Genomic DNA, 16649 nt, shown 5'->3' with positions numbered 1-16649 from the left:
CGTCTTCGGCACCAAGAGCGGCAGCCCGGTGCGGGTCGAGGTCAGCAAGGACCTCAAGACCATCGAGGTCCGCACCGGCGGCCCGGGCGGCATGCACGGCGGCGACCAGGGCACGCAGCAGCAGGCCCCGTCGACGGGGTCCTCGAGCGACTCCACCGCGTCCACCACGTCTGACACGTCCACCATCTGACGCCCGTCTCCCGGACGGCATACCTCGGCGGGGCCCGCACCAGGAGGTGCGGGCCCCGCGGGCACGCTGGTCACCCCACCAGCGCGGGAGTCCGGCGCAGCAGCAGGGTGAGGCCGCCGGCGACCCCGAGCAGCGCCGCCGACAGGGCCACGACCCCATCCCAGCCCGACCACGACCACGCCTGTCCCGCAACGCTGCCGAACACCGACGAGCCGACGTAGTAGGCGAAGAGGTAGAAGGAGGCGGCCTGCGCGGTGGCGACACCGCCCGCGTGCGCGCGGGCCGGCACCCAGCCGCTCGCGACCCCATGGACGACGAAGAAGCCCGCCGTCAGCAGCCCGATTCCGGCCACCATCCAGGGCAGCGACGAGGGAAGGGTCAGCGCCACCCCGGCGACCGCGAGGAGGCAGCCGAGCGGCGCGACCGCACGCCGGCCGATGCGGTCGGCGACCCGGCCGCCCACCGTCGAACCGATGGAGCCCAGGGGGTAGACGAGGAACACCAGGCTCGCGGCACCCAGGCCGAGGTGGAACGGAGCAGCGGCCAGCCGAAACCCCAGGCCGTTGAACACCGCGATGAAAGCGCCCATGGCACAGGCGCCGATGGCGTACAGCGCGAGCAGTGCGGGGTCACCGAGCGCGCGACGGGCCATGGGCACCAGGGCTCGCGGGCCGACCGCCGTCGGTTGGAAGTGGCGGGACTCGGGAAGCGCGACCCGCACGACGAGGGCGCACAGGAGGCCGAGCAGCGCGGCAGCCCCGAGGGCCCACCGCCAGCCGGCCACCTCCCCCACGGCGCCGGTGGCGAGCCGTCCGGTCATGCCGCCCAGCGCGGTGCCGCCGACGTAGAGACCGGCGGCGCGCGCGTGCGTCGACGGGTGCAGCTCCTCCCGCAGGTATGCCGTGGCGACGGCCGGGAGCCCGGCCAGGACCACGCCCTGCAACAGCCGCAGGAGCAACAGGACGTGCCACGTGGGCGCGAGGGCGCACGCGGCGGCCACCACGGTGGCGGCGCCCAGCGACAGGTGGATCAGGCGGGTGCGACCGACCCGCTCGGACAGCGGGCCGGCCACCAGCAGCGCGATCCCGAGCCCGACCGTGGTGACCGAGAGCGACAAGGTGCTCGTCGCGGACGAGACACCGAACTGGTCCGCCAGCTCCGGGAGCAGCGCCTGAGTGCTGTAGAGCAGCGCGAACGTGGCGACCCCGGCGGCGAACAACGAGGCCACGACACGACGGAAGTCGGCGGTGCCGGCGCGGTACCCCAGTGCGGTGTCGTCGACGGACGTGGTTGCAGGGCTGGCGGTCACAGAGCCACTGTCCGCTGGACGTTGCCATACGTCCAATGACGCCAATGCGTTTTCTTCATACGCAATGCGTATGCTGCTGGGTGTGTTGATCAGGGACCTCGAGTGGGTTCTCGCCCTGGCTGCGCAACTGCATGTGACGGACACCGCGGCCGCGCTCGGCATCAGCCAACCGACGCTGTCCCGCGCGCTGGCGCGCGTGGAGGACGAGCTGGGCACCCGGCTGTTCGAACGGGTGCCGACCGGAGTCGAGCTGAACCCGAACGGCGAGCTGGTCGTCGAGGCGGCCCGGGACGTGACCGAGCGGTGGGAGCGGATGCGCGCCGAGCTGGCCGGACGGCTCGACCCGGACACCGGTGTCGTCCGGCTCGCCTTCCTGGACTCCATGGCCACGTCACTGGTGCCGCGACTGCTGCGCGCCTTCCACGAGCACGCGCCGGCAGTGCGGGTCGTGCTCCGGCAGGAGCCCGCGCACGAGATCCGGCGCGACCTGGTGTCCGGCGCAGCCGAGCTGGCCATCACCTCGCCGCTCGGCGACTCCGACCACGGCTGGGTGCCGCTGCAGCAGGAGCGTCTCGTCCTCGCCGTACCGCCGACTCACCGGCTGCGAAGCCGCAAGCGGATCGCGCTGAGGGAGCTGGCCGACGAGGAGCTCATCACCACCCCGGTCGGGTTCGGCTACCGCTCCCTGGTCGAGGGCCTGCTCACCGACGCCGGGGTCTCCCCGACCATCTCGTTCGAGAGCGCCGACCTGGCCACCATCGAGGGCCTGGTCGCGGCAGGGCTGGGCGTGGCGCTGGTGCCGGAGCAGTTCGCCGGGCAGACCGGCAGCATCGGCATCCCGCTCACCTCGGCCGCGGCACGGCGCACCATCGGCCTGACGTGGCGCAGCGACCGGCCGCTCGCCCCGGCAGCGGCCCGCTTCGTCGACTTCGTCCGGGCCACGCCGGACCTGCCGTCCTGACCGGGTTCAGTCCCTGACGGGTCTCAGTGCCAGGACCCGCCGTTGCCCCACCCGGCCCCGGGGCGCATCTTCACCTTGCCGGGCTCGACGTCCTCGGACCAGTCCTCGTCCTCACGGCCATGGCGCCGCCGTCGCAAGACCGATCGCACGACCAGCGCCAACACGCCTACTGCGGCCACCCCCACGACAGCCACCTCGGTGGCGAAGACCGGATCCATCAACACTCCCTCTGACGATGCCTGACTGACGGGTTGTTCAGTGGGACGAGCCGCGCCCCAGCCCACCGCCGGCACGAAGCCTCAGGTGGTCGCGGGGCGGGTGCGCGTCCCAGTTGCCGTTGCGGCCGCGCCGCCCCATGAGGAGCACGACCAGCAACCCGACCAGGCTGCCCACGATGGCCAGGAGGAGGCCCGCCACCATCAGCACCCCCATGACGGTGTAGCCACTCATCTGTGCACCTCCGTCCCCCCGACGACGCAGTGCCGCCGTCCCCAGTTTCGCAGACGGGGAGCACCTCTGGCAGACAACCGCAGACATGACTTCCCGGACGTTCGGGGCACCATCTGCCGGGAGGTCCTCGGTCATCCGTTGTGGGCCGGGTTCTCCTCCTCGCTGCCCTGGCGCGACGCAGAGAGCCGACGCTCCACGCCCCACAGCAGGAGAACAGCACCGCTGGCCAACAGCGTCCACAGGATGGCCAGACCGGTGTACGCGCCACGATGATCGGGTCCACCACTGACGGCCAGCACCCACAGCGCCACTGCGGCGACCACCAGCGCAGCCGCGAACCCGAACGAGTACACCCGGAGCCCACTTCCGCCGCCGGTCCCCGTCCGCCGGACGTGCTCTGCATAGGCGTGCCCACCCAGCGCCAGCAATGCCAGTGCGACAGCCGCCCAGCCTTCCGGCCGACCGCTGAAGCCTGCGACGACGCCGCCCAGCGCCACCAGGGACAGCACCACTCTCGTCACCGTACGCACCCTGCCCCCCGAGGTTCGCGACCCTCAACGCCTGCAAGCCGTCAGATTGCCGACGGATGCGGTGGCCATGGTGCCGCCCACCGCCGGCCGGCGCGACAGGGAGGGCGACGCCCTGCCGTGGGGAGCACCGAGATCGGGTGGGGGAGCCCGGCGACGATCCGTGAACGCTGGGTCGGTCGCGCGGCATACCCAATTATTTTTCACGGATATACCCGTGCTAATTTGCGGACGCCCGTCACCCAGTCGATGTGGAAAGAGCCGTCGCATGCTGTCCCCACAGTCAGAAACCATCGTCCGCGCCACCGCCCCCGTCGTGGCCGAGCACGCCGTGCAGATCACGTCCCGTTTCTACCCCTCCATGTTCGAGGCGCACCCCGAGCTCCTCAGCCTGTTCAACATGGGCAACCAGGCGAACGGCGACCAGCGCCGGGCCCTGGCCTCGGCGGTCGTCGCCTACGCAACGCACCTGATCGATCCGCAGGGCCGTGACTTCCGGCCGGTGATGGAGCGGATCGCCCACAAGCACGTGTCGCTGGGGATCCATCGCGGCCAGTACCCGATCGTGGGTCACCACCTGATGGGCGCCGTCGCCGAGGTGGTGGGCGAGGCGGTCACGCCCGAGGTGGCTGCGGCGTGGGAGGAGGTCTACTGGCTGTTCGCCACCGAGCTCATCGCCGAGGAGGCAAGGCTCTACAAGCAGGCGGGCGTCGACCCGCTGCTGGCCTGGCGCGACTACGAGGTCGTCGACCGCGTCGACGAGGCGCTCGACACGGTCACCCTCCTCCTCGCGCCGACCGACGAGCGCCCGGTGCCGTCCCACCAGCCGGGGCAGTACGTCTCCGTGGCCGTCACTCTTCCCGACGGGACCCGCCAGCCCCGTCAGTACACCGTCTCGACCGGCTACCGCCCCAACACCCTCCAGATCACCGTGCGGCGGGTGCGCGGCGTCGGCGGAGCTCCCGATGGCGCGGTGTCGTCCCACCTCCACGACCGGGTCGCGGTCGGGGACCTGCTCGAGGTGGGTCCGCCCGCAGGCGACATGGTCCTGGAGGAGCGCGCTGCGCCTCTGCTCCTCATCAGCGCCGGTGTCGGCATCACCCCCGTGGCGGCGATCCTCGACGACCTCGCCGCGCGCGGCACCTCCCGTCCGGTGACGGTGGTGCACGCCGACCGCTCGGCAGCCAGCCACCCGCTCTTCGAGTCCACCAGCACCTCGCTGCAGTCCCTCGGCGACGCGGTCGTGCACACCTGGTACGAGGACGTCGACGCCATCGGCCGCCTGCGTGGAGCGCGCAGCGGGTTCATGGACCTCGACGAGGTGCCCCTCACCACCGACGCCGACGTGTTCATGTGCGGCCCCCTGCCCTTCATGCGCAAGGTTCGTGCTGGACTCGTGCGTCGTGGCGTGCCCGCGAGCCAGATCCGCTACGAGGTCTTCGGACCCGACCTGCTGGCTGCGGCCGGCTGAGCCACCCGCCCGGCCCGGCCTCGTCAGCCGGTGGTCGCCAGCAGGGCGCGAACCGCGTCGACGATGGCCGGGTCGGTGTCGTAGTGCTGCGTGAGCCAGCCGAGGGTCGCCTGGGCGGCCGCGCGGTTGTGGTCGTAGCCCGCCACCAGGGCATCGATGGGCACGTCGCCGAATGAGGCCTCGACGCGACGGGTGGCCTCGAAGGGGTCCGGCTGCACCCACCGCCGGTTGGTGTCCAGGCGCAGCAGGGCCAGCACGCGGTCGACCGCGTAGACCTGGATGAACCGGAAGGCCGTCAGGCGCTCGCCGCGCAGCTCGCGGTGCAGTCCGACGAACAGGTTCGTCAGGGCCTCGTTCACGTGGAAGTCGACCGTGTCGATCGCCGTGGACCCCGACGGTGCCGGATGCTCTTCGAGCCCGAGCGGTATGCCGCGGCGTTGCCACACCACGCGGGCGCCGGTGAAGGCCAAGCGGCCGAGCTCCTGCGGGGTGAAGACGGCGTACTCGAGGAACAGCCCGTCGGCGAGGAGCGCCTTGCGACCGTTGGGGTCGTTGACGAAGCTGTAGGCGATGCTTCCACCGAGACCGGAGAGCCAGCGCAGGTCGTCGAGGTAGCGCTGCTTGGCCGAGCGGTCGGAGACCACCAGCCAGAAGTCGATGTCGGAGTGGTCGTCGAAGCGGTTGTGCTCCACGCCGGCCGAGCCGAGGCCGAGCACGGCCAGAACGGCGTCGTCGTCAGCAAGGGCTCGGGCCAGGTCGTCGAGTCGGGTCAGGGTCGGATGCATGCGGGTCACCTCGTCGGGTCTGGTCGACGTTTCAGCCCGCACAGCGTCTCTGCCGAGGTCGCGACAGCGGCATGCTAGCCAGCGGCCGCGCCGGCGTCGACGATCTCCGACTCGTCCGGCATCCAGGTCTGCTCATCGGATGCTCGGGGAGGCCCGGACCGCGGGCGCCGGAACACCATCGGGAGGCCCCGTGCCCGCGGCCAGTCCGTGGAATCGGTGACCTGGACGTGCACGTGCGGCTGGGTGCTGTTCCCGGAGTTGCCGCACTCGCCGAGCCGTTCGCCGACCACGACCGTGTCGCCCGGTGCCACACGGACCGTTCCCCGGCGCAGGTGCGCGAGCAGCACGAACGGTCCGCGGCCATGCTGCGCGATCACGACGTGGTTGCCGGCGATCGCTGCGGCACCAGCGCGGGCCCGCTTCGCCTGGCCGAGCATGTAGGGCACGAGGGCGAGCTGAGATCTGCGCGCCTCATGGTCGGGCTCGCCGTCATGGGTCTCCACCACCGTCCCCGAGACTGGCGCGAGGATCGGTGCGCCGAAGCTCCGGAAGCCCTCGGGGGGCTCGACCGAGAAGGCGGTCCGCCACGTCCGCGGAGCCGGGAGTCCGTCGCGGTCGACCGCGACGAAGTCGATCGCGTAGGTCACCCCGAACGCGTGTGTCCCGTGGCTCGGGACCCGACGGGCAGGGCTCCGACGTGCCAACCACAAGCCGTGGAACGGCAGGTCGAGCACCACGGGCTGCTGGGCCGCCACACCCCTCCCCCGGGCCGATCGACAGCGACAGCAAGCACCGTACCTCGCCACACCTCCCGCCGGCTCCGCAGCGGACGGGGTCGGCTCACCTCGCGAGCTGGTCGGCGGCTGCGAGGTACCGCTTGGTCATTGCCATCTGAACCCACCGCGCGAATGGGCCGCCCGCTCGAGCCAACAGGGTCGCCGGGCGGGAGAAGGCCGTGATGGTGAGCTCGACGTGGCCGTCGGAATGCCGGTGCAGGAGAAAGACTTCCTCGCCCGTCTCCGGGTGGCCCGGGAGCGTGCCGTACGCGAAGCCCCGGCGGTCGGGCTCGTCGACGACGTAGACCACCCGACAGGGAATGCGAACCGCCAGTGCCCCGAGACCGAGGCGCATGTCCACGACGGTGTCCGGCTGAGCGGAGCCGGAGGCTGCCACCCCCAAACCCGCTCGCCGGTGGACCCGCCACGTCATGAGGTCCTCCACAGCGGACTCGAAGTCGCGCCGTCGCAAGATCCGGGAGAGGTGCACGCAGGCGTAGCCGGGAGGTGACGCGGACGCTGTGGCGCCCACAGCGGCATACGTCAGAGGCGCAGCCTGCAACTCTTCGAGTCGCGACGCTGACAGCGGCTGGACATCCGTGCGGTGCTTCATGGCTGGCAGACCACGATGCCACGACTCGCCGACTGCGGGTCGCATCCGACGCGCCATTTACTTGCATGAGTGCAACTATTTCTGGGTAGCACAAAGCCTCTCGACCTCTTCGCTACGGAGCCGCCTTGTCTTCCTGGTCCTTCCCCATCCTGCTGCTCGTCTTCGCGGCCGCTGCCGGTGCCATCTGGGTGGCCGGCATCCAGCTCTCGAACCACACCGACGTGCTCTCCACGCGGTTGCACCTCGGCTCCGCCCTCGGGGGGCTCATCCTGCTGGCTCTCGCGACGAACCTGCCCGAGATCGCCATCGTCACCAGCGCCTCGCTGGCGGGGAACGTCGGTGTGGCGGTGGGCAACATCCTGGGCGGCATCGCCATCCAGACCGTGGTCCTGGTCGTGCTCGACGTCTTCGGGATTCGAGGCCGGCGTCCGCTGACCTACCAGGCTGCGTCGCTGGTCCTCGTCCTGGAGGCCGTTCTCGTGGTCGCCGTGCTCGCGGTGGTCATTGCCGGCTCTCAGCTGCCCTCGAACCTGGTCAGGTTCAGGCTCGCCCCCGCCGCAGTGCTCATCACGATCGTTTGGGTCGTCGGGCTGCTGCTCCTGCAGCGGGCCTCCAGGTCGCTGCCGTGGACCGACTCGGGCGAGGCGCCGGACAACCAGCCGAAGCCCCGAGGACACTCCCAGCAGAAGGCGGAGCAGGACGCCTCCGCCAAGGGCACCAGCACCGCCAGGTCGGCAGCCATCTTTGGAGCCGCCGCGGTCGTCACCCTTGCGGCGGGCGTCGTGCTCGAGCGCAGCGGCGACGCCATGGCAGGGCACATCGGCCTCTCCGGGGTCTTGTTCGGGGCCACCTTCCTCGCCGCGGCCACGTCCCTGCCCGAGGTCTCCACAGGACTCACCTCGGTCAAGAACGAGGACTACCAGCTCGCGGTCAGCGACATCTTCGGCGGCAACGCCTTCCTCCCCGTCCTGTTCCTGCTCGCCACCCTGCTGTCCGGCAAGGCGGTCCTGCCTCAGGCGCAGGCCACCGACATCTACCTCACCGCCCTCGGCATGCTGCTCACTCTCGTCTACGCCACCGGCCTGGTGTTCCGTCCCCGTCGGCGAATCGCAGGCATGGGAGTGGACTCCCTCGTCGTGCTCGTCCTCTATCTCCTCGGACTTGCCGGGCTCTTCGCGGTCGCCACCAGCACCTGACCTCAGGAACTCCGGGACCTCGCGCAAGCCGAGGTTCGGCCGTGCCGGTGCGCGCCTCGCCAGGCCGCTCCCCTCAGACACTGAGTGCCCAGCCCTTCCCGTCAGAGGCGCTGGGCTAGAGCCTCACGCCCACGTCCAGCGCACCCTGACGCGCCGGTCGGCGTTGACGTCACGAATGTGTTGTGCAGCGCGCCACAGGGTGCGGTAGGACTCGCGCCTCTCCTCGGGCTTCATCACGCGAGCGCTGGGCCGCCATGGCAAGACCGTCACGTCGAGAAAAGCGGTCTCACTCACCTGCGGCCGCCCTTTCCCTGAGGTTTGTGGCGGTCAGACGGAGGCGAGGAACGCCCGCACCCGTTCCATGAGCAGTGCGGACGCCTCCGGGTCATAGGCGTCGAGCGAGGAGTCGGCGAAGAGGTGCTGGTCGCCGGGATAGACGAACAGCTCGGCCGCCGCCGTGGAACTGGCGAGCTCGCGTGCGGCCGGCAGGTCCTCGTCGAAGAACTCGTCGCCCTCCTTGCCGTGGATCTGCACCGGCACCCCCTCCGGCCACGCCTCACCGAACTCCGCGACCGGGATGCAGGAGTACATGAGCAGTGCCCCGCGGGCGCCGGGCCGGGTCTGCGCGAGCCGCTGGGCGATCGTCACGCCGAAGGAGAACCCGGCGTAGACCAGCCCTGGGCCGAGCTCATCGGCCGCGGCGACGCCGCGCTCCCGGATGGCCTCGAGCCCCGTGTCACGCGCGAACCCGAAACCCTCCTCGATGCTGCCGAATGTGCGGCCGTCGAACAGGTCCGGTGTGTGCACGGTGTGCCCGGCCTGCCGCAGGTCGTCGGCGAAGGCCCGTACCCCGTCGGTCAGGCCCTGGATGTGGTGATACAGCAGCACCTCGGCCATGTCAGCGACTTCCCTCTCATTGATCCATCTTCTTCGAATGATCGACGATGCTAGTCTGTTCTGCCATGGGCGACAACCCCCCGGACTACGAGCTGGCCGATCGGATGGCGCTCACCCGGCCGGACCAGGTGAAGGCCATCGGCCACCCACTCCGCACAACGATCCTGCAGCTCCTCCACGAGCGGGCCGCCACCGTCACCGAGCTCGCTGCTGCGCTCGAGCGGCCCAAGAGCACCGTCGCGCACCACGTGGACGTGCTCACCCGGAACGGCCTGCTCCAGGTGGTGCGCACCCGGAAGGTGCGGGCGATCGAGGAACGCTTCTACGGCCGCACCGCACGCATGTTCTACGTGGCAGCGGAACCGTCACCCGCTGGCGAACAGATGCCCCGGGACTTCAACGACTTCGAGGTCGCTGCACGCGAGTCCGCGACGGCGTTCGAGCAGGGACAGCTCTGGGGCTTCATCCGGCATGCGCGCATCTCGGAAGACCAGGCTGCTCAGTTCTGGGACCGGATGGCCGAACTGGTTGACGAGTTCGACCGGATGCCGAGGTCCGGCGACACCGTGTACGGGTTCGCGATCGGCATCTACCCCACCGACCACCCCACCCTGCCGACAGCCGAGTGACACACCCACTCGCTCATCGTTGCAGCCGTCGACACGCATCCACACCTGCGGGTTTGGCTCCCCGGGTAGGAACCGAACCTACGTCGCTTGTCCTGGTTCAAAGCTCGTTCCGGGGTAGTTCGGCTCACACGGTTGGGCAGGTTTCGTGCTCAGGAGTCGGTTCCGTCTTCCGTCGAAGTCCACGCTGTCAGACCCCCTGGTTGGCATCTGTCAGCAACCCACCCGATTGGGCCGCACGAACGGCACGCGTGTCCCGCTCATGAAGTGCGCCTGCGGCTATCAGCACAGCTTCTTGACGTCATGGTTCCTGCTTGGTGCTCGAAAGCCGCAAATGTTGGCGGTTGACCCAATCCGGACGCCGGGTGGAAACGAATCCCGTTGCGTTAGTGGCACATCCGAACGGCGGCCGCGAAGGGCCGCTCACACCAAGGAGTCACGCATGCGCACCACCTCCAAGATGGCCGGCATCGCCCTCGGCGCAGCAGCACTTGTCCCGTTCATGGGAGCGGGCATCGCTCAGGCCGCGGACGGCGGCACCATGGCCACCCTGCGACCGGTCGCGCTCAACGGCGTGCAGGCCAACGGCACTGCCATGGTCACCGTGCACGGCAACCGAGTCGACGTCACGATGGCCGCCGCCGGCCTGCTACCGGACAACCCGCACGCCGCACACATCCACTTCGGCGCCGAGGCGCGACACGAGTGCCCCCGCGCCGGTGACGACGCCAACGGTGACAACCACCTCAACACCAGTGAGGGCGGCCCGGCGTACGGTGACATCGTCGTCTCCCTGACCAAGACCGGTGACACCTCGCCGAAGAGCGGGCTGGCGATCGACCGCTTCGACACCGCCCCCGGCGGGAAGATCAACTACGAACGAGGCTCGATCAACGTCTCGGACGCGGTTGCCCAGGCCATTGTCGACGGCAAGTCCGTCGTGGTCGTCCACGGCGTGGACTACAACAAGAACGGCAAGTACGACGGCAGCACCAAGAGCGATCTCGACCCCAAGCTGCCCACCGAGGCCACCGACCCGGCCCTCTGCGGAGTGCTCGCAGCCGCTCCCGCCGGTGGCATGGACACCGGCGCCGGTGGGACGTCCGGCTCGCAGGACAACCAGCTGATGTTGCTCGGGGGCGGCCTGCTGCTCGCGGCCGTCGGCACCGGCACGGTTGCTGCTCGCAAGGTTCGTAACCGCGCCTAATGCGCTCCCTTCCCAGCAGTGGTGACCACCGTGGCCGTCTGGTCATGGTGGTCACTGCGCTGCTGACCCTCGCCGGCTGCGCCCTGATCCTGAGAGCATTCACAACGCCGGGAGCGCCTCCGCAGCCAAACGCCGCCGCCGCGACCTCCGCGCCTCCCCGCGCGTCGGATACCGCGCCCGCTCCTTCAACGCCCACCAGGCCCAAGCCCATGGCCCCGAAACGGGAGGGCTCGTTCGGCCCGATCCTGCAACCGAGCCCGCCCGTGACCCTGGTCATCCCCTCAATAGGGGTGCGAACCAGCGGCATCGTGGACCTGCACCTCGACCCCCACGGCAAGCTCGAGGCACCGACTGACTTCGATCGTGCCGGGTGGTACGCGGACGGTCCTACGCCCGGGGAGTTCGGGCCCGCCGTCATCGGGGCCCACGTGGACAGCAAATCTGGACCGGCTGTCTTCTACCGGCTCGGCTCCCTGCAGAAGGGAGCAGCAGTGGACGTGACCCGCAAGGACGGCAACACAGCCCGTTTCGTGGTCGACCGAGTGGCCCGCTACTCCAAACAGGACTTCCCGACGGCCACGGTCTACGGCGACACCAAAGGTCGCGCCGAACTTCGACTCATAACCTGCGGCGGGGCATTCGACACCGCTTCAGGCCATTACGTCGACAACATCGTGGCGTACGCCCACCTCACTAGCTGAGACCGCGTCAACAACACGGAGGGACGCCAGGCTGCACTTGGGCCCGACGCGAGCTGAGGGCTTGACCGACTCGCGGGGCTGCCGGATGCTGCCGTGTCGGGTCGGTGGCTCGATGGTGACCCTCTTTGGAACTCTGGCGGGCGGCGTCGAAGGCCGGCGGTGGCGATGTCACCGGAGCTGAAACGCACGGATCTGCCGACGAGCGGACGCGTTCCATCCACTCAGCGGTAGCCGCCCATGGGGGTCGTCCCCCGCAAGCTCGGCGCGGCGGTGGGCTCGGGCGGTTCCCCTGACGCCGGGGCCCGCTCCAGATCGCCGTCTGCTGGCCGCTGGTGATGCCCAAGCCGTCAGGGACGGTCCCCATGGGGAGTCCTCTAGGAGGCCCTCGACGACCTGTCGACTCCACAGCTCGTCCCACGGCGCCTGGCGACGACGATTCCTGCTACCCCAGTCGCGGTGAGCGGAACGGTGCCAACCGCGCAGACAGCAGCGTGCCCGCACGACCCGCCCGCCTCGTGGGTGTGCGGGCCCGCGGCTGGACCCCGTCTCGGCCTGTTCGCTGTCCGTGGCCGAGGACCAGACGATGCGCCACGCCACCGCAGGGGGGCGCCATCCCCCGATCAGGGGCTTGACCCGTGCATTCGCAGGGCGACGGCTCGAACGGGTACTGCGCCATCGGTAGGAGGCACACCTTGGGTGGGCCGCTCACGCTTGATGTTGGACTGCGCGCGCTGCGGGGCTCCACGAGCATTCCAAGGCGGCCGCGACCGCGACCGTCAGTCCCCATTTCTAGGAGCACTTATGCCTGGGAAGTCACTTCTGCGGCGGCTGATCCTGGCCGTCATCTCGGTCACTGCCCTCATCCTCCCGGTCGCCGTCGGTTCAAGTGCCTCGGCGAGCACATCCGAGCACGCCACCTGGCACAGACACCACACCTGGCACGTGCGCGTCGGTGCTGAGACGCCCGACATGGCCGTCACGGCGATGGCGTTCCTGCCCAAGAACATCTGGGTCGACGTCGGCGACACCGTCCATTGGACGTCCAACAGCGCCGAGCCGCACACCGTCACCTTCCTGAAGCCAGGAACGTCCCTGCCTGCGTTCGACCCCTCCAACACGACGCAGACACAGCGCCAGGGTCCCTCGAGCTACAACGGCACCGCCTACACCAACTCGGGGATCATGGCCACACAGCCGATCTTCACGTTCACCAACCCCGCAACCTCGTACCGCCTCAGGTTCACGGCCGCGGGCGACTTCACGTACTACTGCCTGGTGCACGGCGTCATGATGAAGGGCCGGGTGCACGTCCGCCCGGCCGGCACCCCATACCCGTACACCCAGCGGGACTACGACCGGGTGGGCAACCACCATGCCCAGGCCCTGCTCCACAACGGACTGATCGCCTGGCGCCAGGCCCTGCACGCCCAAGCCACCGGCCACTCCGTCCGAGTCGGGATCGAGGGCGAGGGGTTCGCAGTGATGCGGTTCATCCGTTCCCACGTCGTGGTTCACCGCGGCCACACGGTGCGGTTCTTCGTGGCTGGACCCGGTGCACCCCACACCGTGACCTTCGGCCAGGAGCCTCCCATCCCCGCTGTCCTCGGGCCATCAGGCGACCCCACCCACTACGCCGGTGGGAATCTGAACAGCGGTGTCCTGCAGCCGGGCAAGCCGTTCGACGTCACCTTCACCAAGACCGGCAGGTTCCACTACATCTGCGCCATCCATGACGGCATGGGCATGGTGGGCGACGTCACCGTCGTCCGCTAACAGCTGCGCTGTCCTGACGCACCAAACGACGAAGGCCCGGACCTGGCGGTTCGGGCCTTCGTCCTAACAGGGCTTCTGCAGCTGGGGTCACGAGCCCGGATCTCAAACGTCCGGATCTGCCGCCGTCCGGTCGTGCCGTGACAGCGCGGAGTCCGGCGATGGCGCATCAAGTCCCCTGCCCTCACTTAGCCTTCCGGGGTGTCCACCCGTGCCGCAGATGGTCGCGTTGTCGTGAGTGCCGATCGCCGGTACTGGTGGGCTCCCACCCCGCGTTCGTTGGCGCTGGGAGCCGTCATTGGCGTCATCGTCGGCATTCTGGGCGCCTTCGACACTAGGGACTGGTCTCTCCTCTTCGCGCCACTGGCAGTGTCGGCCGTTGTGGGCCTGCCTATTGGGCTTCTCCACTCCGCCTCGTGGCTGGTCTGGCCGTGTCGCGTGCAGTTCGCTGTCGAGGATGGTCAGTTCGTTGCCCGACGGGGGTCGTGTCGTCAAGCGGTTCGATATCGAACAGGTCACCCGCATCCAGATAGGCGAGGCCGACGTCGGTCTGACTTGGGCGTCCGTCCTGTTCCAGGGCTGGTTTGGCTACGACGCGGTGCTGCCCCGCTCGGACATCACGATCAGGGCTCGAACCCCATGGGACGCTCAAGCGGGCGACCACAGCCTCCCCACCATTCTGGTCTGGGGAGAGAACAACTGGCGCACGGCGAACGATGCACTTGGCGCAGCCATCCCACACGCTGCCCAGCACAATCCCTGAGCCCAAGGCCGTGCCAGCACGCCGAGAGCGCGGCTCAAAGGGTGCGGAAGATCGACTGCTGAACGCACCGTCATGCCGCGATGCGCGCGGTCTTGCTGACGAGCGCGCGACGGTGGTGGTGACACCGCCCCCCTGTGCGTCAGGAACGCATCCGGTGCCTACTCCTTCGTCGCCACCACCACGTACCCCTCAGCCTCCGGGTCGAACGTGCTCTTCTCGACCCGTAGTCCCACGCTGTGCAACTCAGATTCGAGTTCGCCGTATTGATACGGCCAGCACGACAACAGTTCAGAGCGGACCAAGACCGACCCATCCCCCTCGACTTGCACGACAGCGATCTCAATGCGGTGTTCCTGCTCCCACTGCGGCGCGATTTCCCAGCGATAGATGACGAGGCCATCGCGGCCATTCCGGCGGACCATTCGGTCACTGATGTCCAGCCGGGAGCCTCTGGACCTCACGAGTTCCCAATTGCGGGAGGTGAGTACCAACCGCCCTCCACGGCGCAGAAGTCGTGACATCGACTCCAGCGCAGCAACCCTGCCTCTCGCCCCCTCGGCATGGTGCAGCGAGTTGCCGACGCAGAACACCATGTCGAAGGAGGCGTCCCCGAAATGGTCGGTCAACTCCTCCCAGTCGGCTCGCACCGTCAAGAACGATGCACCGGTTTCCTCAGCCAACCTCTCAGTCCGACGAACCATCGCTGCACTGGCGTCGGTCGCAACAACCTGCATGCCGAGACCGGCGAGGCCAACCGCCAGTTGCCCTGTACCGCATGAGCAATCGAGCACTTGAGCGTTCGACGGAAGGAGACAGGTGACGTCAGCGAACGCCGCGGCGAACTCGGCGGGCGTCAACTTCGCGTCCGAGATAAGCCACTCATACACCTCGGCAAGCACGTCATAGCCCGTCACGACGACTACCTCCGTCAACTCGGCAAACCTCAGGTGGCGCACCAGTACATCAGTGGGGCAGGTCAGTCACCACAGGATTCCCGTGGAGTAACCGCTCGCTCATGCCGCGACCCGCGCGGTCCTGCCGATGAGCGCGCAACTCGTTCGACACACGTTCAGTCTCATTCCGACCCGAACTCTGTGGCCAACGGGGCGACGGCGAACCCGATGATGGCGACGGCTACCCGACTCCGCGACCGTCTGGCCCGCCAGGAGTCGACCGGCGGAACTCAGTCGCAAGTAGGCGCAACGCCATTCGACGGATGAGCAAGCTGAAGGGGCCGATGACCAGCCAGTAGCGCCTGAACCGGCGGCGGCTGGTGTCGTCGGTGATGGCGACTCGTGTTTCCATCGTCAGGATCGAGGAGCCGTTCCCGTAGGGATCGACCCTGAGGCTGGTGGCGATCTTGGCGAATCCAGGCTCATCGAAGCTCCTGAACTGCTCTGGCGTGGTCGGTACGTGGGTGGAGACCGCGACCCCCTTCCATGGGCGGCCCACCTGGCCAAGAACCAGCTCCACACCCGGGGTCTCGCCGAGCGAGATCCATCCCAGATCAACCATGTCTCTGAACCGGAACGTACGCCGGGATGCTTCGACCGTGGTAGGCGGGCCGCTCCCCCTTATGGTGCGTGCCACACGCTGAGGCAGTCCCCGGATCCCGATCAGGGTCCGTATCAACGGGGTCTGAAAGAGATCCAGCTCACTGGCGACCAGGTAGCACTGGGCAGGCGCCGCCCGGAAGACGTCGGCGTGCACGACCCCGACGTCGTAGGTTGGCAGAAACTGCTCGATGAGCAGTTGAGAGTCAGCCGCCTTGCCGGCTGCACCGGAGGAGTCCTCTTCAGGTGGTTGGGCCGGTGGCGCACTCATCAGGGGTCCTCCTCGACGTCCACTCCGGTCCCCATTCTCGCCTCGACTCAGGGAGGAGGCGAGAGGCGTTAGGTATTCCCGCGGGGGAGCCACGTCACCAGCCACTCCCGCAAAGCTCGCTTCTGCCGCGATCAGCGCGGCCGTGCCGCGAGGAGTGCGGCCCTCGAGCGCACCGGTGAGAGAAGCTGGGCCTCGTCAGGTGTCCGCGCGAAGGCAACTCGCGCTCACCCTGCGGGTCTACGCCCACGTGCTCCGCGACCAGGCGGTCGAGGTGGCCCAGATCTTCGCCGCCGTGGTCGACCAGCCCTTCGACTCCGACCAGCTGGTATTGGCAAACCCGTTGGAAAACCGGCCGGACGAGAAACCGAGTCCAGACGGCCCAAGCCCCTGACCTGCGGGTTTTGCTCCCCGGGTAGGAATCGAACCTACGTCGCTTGTCCTGATTCAAAGTCAGGCGGGCCCTGCCAGCAGACCAACCGGGGAACGTCCTGCGACCAGGACTGCCGCAAGGGTAGCCAACCGCCGCCCCAGCCATGGAATGCCGGTCCTGGGCGAGCGCCGGGGCATGATGGGCCGCGTGACT

The 16649-nt window shown here is 69.0% G+C and carries 19 protein-coding genes and 1 tRNA gene; 9 read left to right on the top strand and 11 right to left on the bottom strand.

Going from position 1 to position 16649, the window contains the following annotated elements; genetic code table 11:
* Positions 1 to 190, top strand: a 190-nt coding sequence (locus BMW78_RS20900) for a hypothetical protein (protein WP_177180445.1), incomplete at its 5' end; no start/stop codon positions are given.
* 70 nt (positions 191 to 260) lie between these two features.
* Here the strand turns inward: BMW78_RS20900 and BMW78_RS16455 are convergent.
* Positions 261 to 1499 (bottom strand): MFS transporter, encoded by a 1239-nt coding sequence (locus BMW78_RS16455; RefSeq protein ID WP_245735915.1) that lies wholly within the window; start codon positions 1497 to 1499, stop codon positions 261 to 263.
* A gap of 82 nt (positions 1500 to 1581) precedes the next feature.
* Between BMW78_RS16455 and BMW78_RS16450 the strand changes: the two genes are divergently transcribed.
* Positions 1582 to 2460 (top strand): LysR family transcriptional regulator, encoded by an 879-nt coding sequence (locus BMW78_RS16450; protein ID WP_091761993.1) that lies wholly within the window; start codon positions 1582 to 1584, stop codon positions 2458 to 2460.
* A 23-nt stretch (positions 2461 to 2483) separates the two neighbouring features.
* Here BMW78_RS16450 and BMW78_RS16445 read toward each other — a convergent pair whose 3' ends face one another.
* The 3 genes from BMW78_RS16445 to BMW78_RS16435 all read right to left on the bottom strand — a co-directional run bounded on the left by BMW78_RS16445 (position 2484) and on the right by BMW78_RS16435 (position 3422).
* Positions 2484 to 2678: a hypothetical protein gene (locus BMW78_RS16445; RefSeq protein ID WP_091761923.1), complete on the bottom strand. Its 195-nt coding sequence runs from the start codon at positions 2676 to 2678 to the stop codon at positions 2484 to 2486.
* Between the two features lie 37 nt (positions 2679 to 2715).
* A complete protein-coding gene (locus tag BMW78_RS16440; protein ID WP_091761921.1) occupies positions 2716 to 2910 on the bottom strand; it encodes a hypothetical protein in 195 nt (64 codons plus the stop codon).
* A gap of 131 nt (positions 2911 to 3041) precedes the next feature.
* Positions 3042 to 3422 (bottom strand): hypothetical protein, encoded by a 381-nt coding sequence (locus tag BMW78_RS16435; protein ID WP_143056308.1) that lies wholly within the window; start codon positions 3420 to 3422, stop codon positions 3042 to 3044.
* A gap of 283 nt (positions 3423 to 3705) precedes the next feature.
* Here BMW78_RS16435 and BMW78_RS16430 point away from each other — a divergent pair, with 283 nt between their 5' ends.
* The gene (locus BMW78_RS16430; RefSeq protein ID WP_091761917.1) at positions 3706 to 4908 is read left to right on the top strand and encodes a globin domain-containing protein; all 1203 of its coding nucleotides are present in this window, start codon (positions 3706 to 3708) and stop codon (positions 4906 to 4908) included.
* A gap of 23 nt (positions 4909 to 4931) precedes the next feature.
* Here BMW78_RS16430 and BMW78_RS16425 read toward each other — a convergent pair whose 3' ends face one another.
* From BMW78_RS16425 to BMW78_RS16415, 3 genes are all read right to left on the bottom strand, one after another.
* Entirely contained in the window at positions 4932 to 5693 is a 762-nt protein-coding gene (locus BMW78_RS16425) for a hypothetical protein (protein WP_091761915.1), read from the bottom strand.
* Between the two features lie 74 nt (positions 5694 to 5767).
* Entirely contained in the window at positions 5768 to 6340 is a 573-nt protein-coding gene (locus BMW78_RS16420; protein ID WP_245735914.1) for a M23 family metallopeptidase, read from the bottom strand.
* Between the two features lie 193 nt (positions 6341 to 6533).
* Positions 6534 to 7082 carry a DUF1990 domain-containing protein gene (locus BMW78_RS16415; protein ID WP_091761911.1) on the bottom strand — a complete coding sequence of 183 codons (549 nt, stop codon included), beginning with the start codon at positions 7080 to 7082 and terminating at the stop codon, positions 6534 to 6536.
* A 125-nt stretch (positions 7083 to 7207) separates the two neighbouring features.
* Between BMW78_RS16415 and BMW78_RS16410 the strand changes: the two genes are divergently transcribed.
* Positions 7208 to 8278 carry a sodium:calcium antiporter gene (locus BMW78_RS16410; protein WP_091761909.1) on the top strand — a complete coding sequence of 357 codons (1071 nt, stop codon included), beginning with the start codon at positions 7208 to 7210 and terminating at the stop codon, positions 8276 to 8278.
* 327 nt (positions 8279 to 8605) lie between these two features.
* Here BMW78_RS16410 and BMW78_RS16405 read toward each other — a convergent pair whose 3' ends face one another.
* Positions 8606 to 9175, bottom strand: a complete 570-nt coding sequence (locus BMW78_RS16405; RefSeq protein WP_091761907.1) for a dienelactone hydrolase family protein — start codon at positions 9173 to 9175, stop codon at positions 8606 to 8608.
* A gap of 65 nt (positions 9176 to 9240) precedes the next feature.
* Here BMW78_RS16405 and BMW78_RS16400 point away from each other — a divergent pair, with 65 nt between their 5' ends.
* The 5 genes from BMW78_RS16400 to BMW78_RS16380 all read left to right on the top strand — a co-directional run bounded on the left by BMW78_RS16400 (position 9241) and on the right by BMW78_RS16380 (position 14242).
* A complete protein-coding gene (locus BMW78_RS16400) occupies positions 9241 to 9804 on the top strand; it encodes an ArsR/SmtB family transcription factor (RefSeq protein ID WP_091761905.1) in 564 nt (187 codons plus the stop codon).
* A gap of 439 nt (positions 9805 to 10243) precedes the next feature.
* Complete coding sequence (locus BMW78_RS16395) at positions 10244 to 11008, top strand: CHRD domain-containing protein (protein WP_091761903.1); 765 nt, start codon at positions 10244 to 10246, stop codon at positions 11006 to 11008.
* On the top strand, positions 11008 to 11709 hold the full coding sequence (locus tag BMW78_RS20895) for a class F sortase (RefSeq protein WP_091761901.1): 702 nt from the start codon (positions 11008 to 11010) through the stop codon (positions 11707 to 11709). Before BMW78_RS16395 ends, BMW78_RS20895 begins: the two co-directional genes overlap by 1 nt.
* A gap of 801 nt (positions 11710 to 12510) precedes the next feature.
* Positions 12511 to 13482 (top strand): plastocyanin/azurin family copper-binding protein, encoded by a 972-nt coding sequence (locus BMW78_RS16385; RefSeq protein ID WP_218144389.1) that lies wholly within the window; start codon positions 12511 to 12513, stop codon positions 13480 to 13482.
* Positions 13483 to 13936: 454 nt separating this feature from the next.
* Complete coding sequence (locus BMW78_RS16380; protein WP_091761897.1) at positions 13937 to 14242, top strand: hypothetical protein; 306 nt, start codon at positions 13937 to 13939, stop codon at positions 14240 to 14242.
* Positions 14243 to 14400: 158 nt separating this feature from the next.
* Here BMW78_RS16380 and BMW78_RS16375 read toward each other — a convergent pair whose 3' ends face one another.
* The 3 genes from BMW78_RS16375 to BMW78_RS16360 form a co-directional block, all read right to left on the bottom strand.
* The gene (locus BMW78_RS16375) at positions 14401 to 15198 is read right to left on the bottom strand and encodes a class I SAM-dependent methyltransferase (RefSeq protein WP_218144388.1); all 798 of its coding nucleotides are present in this window, start codon (positions 15196 to 15198) and stop codon (positions 14401 to 14403) included.
* A 178-nt stretch (positions 15199 to 15376) separates the two neighbouring features.
* Positions 15377 to 16066, bottom strand: coding sequence for a hypothetical protein (locus BMW78_RS16370; RefSeq protein WP_091761895.1), 690 nt, complete (start codon positions 16064 to 16066; stop codon positions 15377 to 15379).
* 404 nt (positions 16067 to 16470) lie between these two features.
* A tRNA-Gln gene (locus BMW78_RS16360) sits at positions 16471 to 16549 on the bottom strand.
* Positions 16550 to 16649: the final 100 nt, after the last annotated feature.

Source organism: Pedococcus cremeus (assembly GCF_900111375.1).
Taxonomy (GTDB): domain Bacteria; phylum Actinomycetota; class Actinomycetes; order Actinomycetales; family Dermatophilaceae; genus Pedococcus_A; species Pedococcus_A cremeus.
This window is presented reverse-complemented; position numbering and strand designations above follow the sequence as displayed.

Coding starts and splice junctions, on each gene's coding strand:
- BMW78_RS16445 (WP_091761923.1), bottom strand. CDS start 2,678: ATGGATCCGGTCTTCGCCACCGAGGTGGCTGTCGTGGGGGTGGCCGCA.
- BMW78_RS16400 (WP_091761905.1), top strand. CDS start 9,241: ATGGGCGACAACCCCCCGGACTACGAGCTGGCCGATCGGATGGCGCTC.
- BMW78_RS16385 (WP_218144389.1), top strand. CDS start 12,511: ATGCCTGGGAAGTCACTTCTGCGGCGGCTGATCCTGGCCGTCATCTCG.
- BMW78_RS16430 (WP_091761917.1), top strand. CDS start 3,706: ATGCTGTCCCCACAGTCAGAAACCATCGTCCGCGCCACCGCCCCCGTC.
- BMW78_RS16395 (WP_091761903.1), top strand. CDS start 10,244: ATGCGCACCACCTCCAAGATGGCCGGCATCGCCCTCGGCGCAGCAGCA.
- BMW78_RS16415 (WP_091761911.1), bottom strand. CDS start 7,082: ATGAAGCACCGCACGGATGTCCAGCCGCTGTCAGCGTCGCGACTCGAA.
- BMW78_RS16380 (WP_091761897.1), top strand. CDS start 13,937: ATGGTCAGTTCGTTGCCCGACGGGGGTCGTGTCGTCAAGCGGTTCGAT.
- BMW78_RS16370 (WP_091761895.1), bottom strand. CDS start 16,066: ATGAGTGCGCCACCGGCCCAACCACCTGAAGAGGACTCCTCCGGTGCA.
- BMW78_RS20895 (WP_091761901.1), top strand. CDS start 11,008: ATGCGCTCCCTTCCCAGCAGTGGTGACCACCGTGGCCGTCTGGTCATG.
- BMW78_RS16405 (WP_091761907.1), bottom strand. CDS start 9,175: ATGGCCGAGGTGCTGCTGTATCACCACATCCAGGGCCTGACCGACGGG.
- BMW78_RS16425 (WP_091761915.1), bottom strand. CDS start 5,693: ATGCATCCGACCCTGACCCGACTCGACGACCTGGCCCGAGCCCTTGCT.
- BMW78_RS16440 (WP_091761921.1), bottom strand. CDS start 2,910: ATGAGTGGCTACACCGTCATGGGGGTGCTGATGGTGGCGGGCCTCCTC.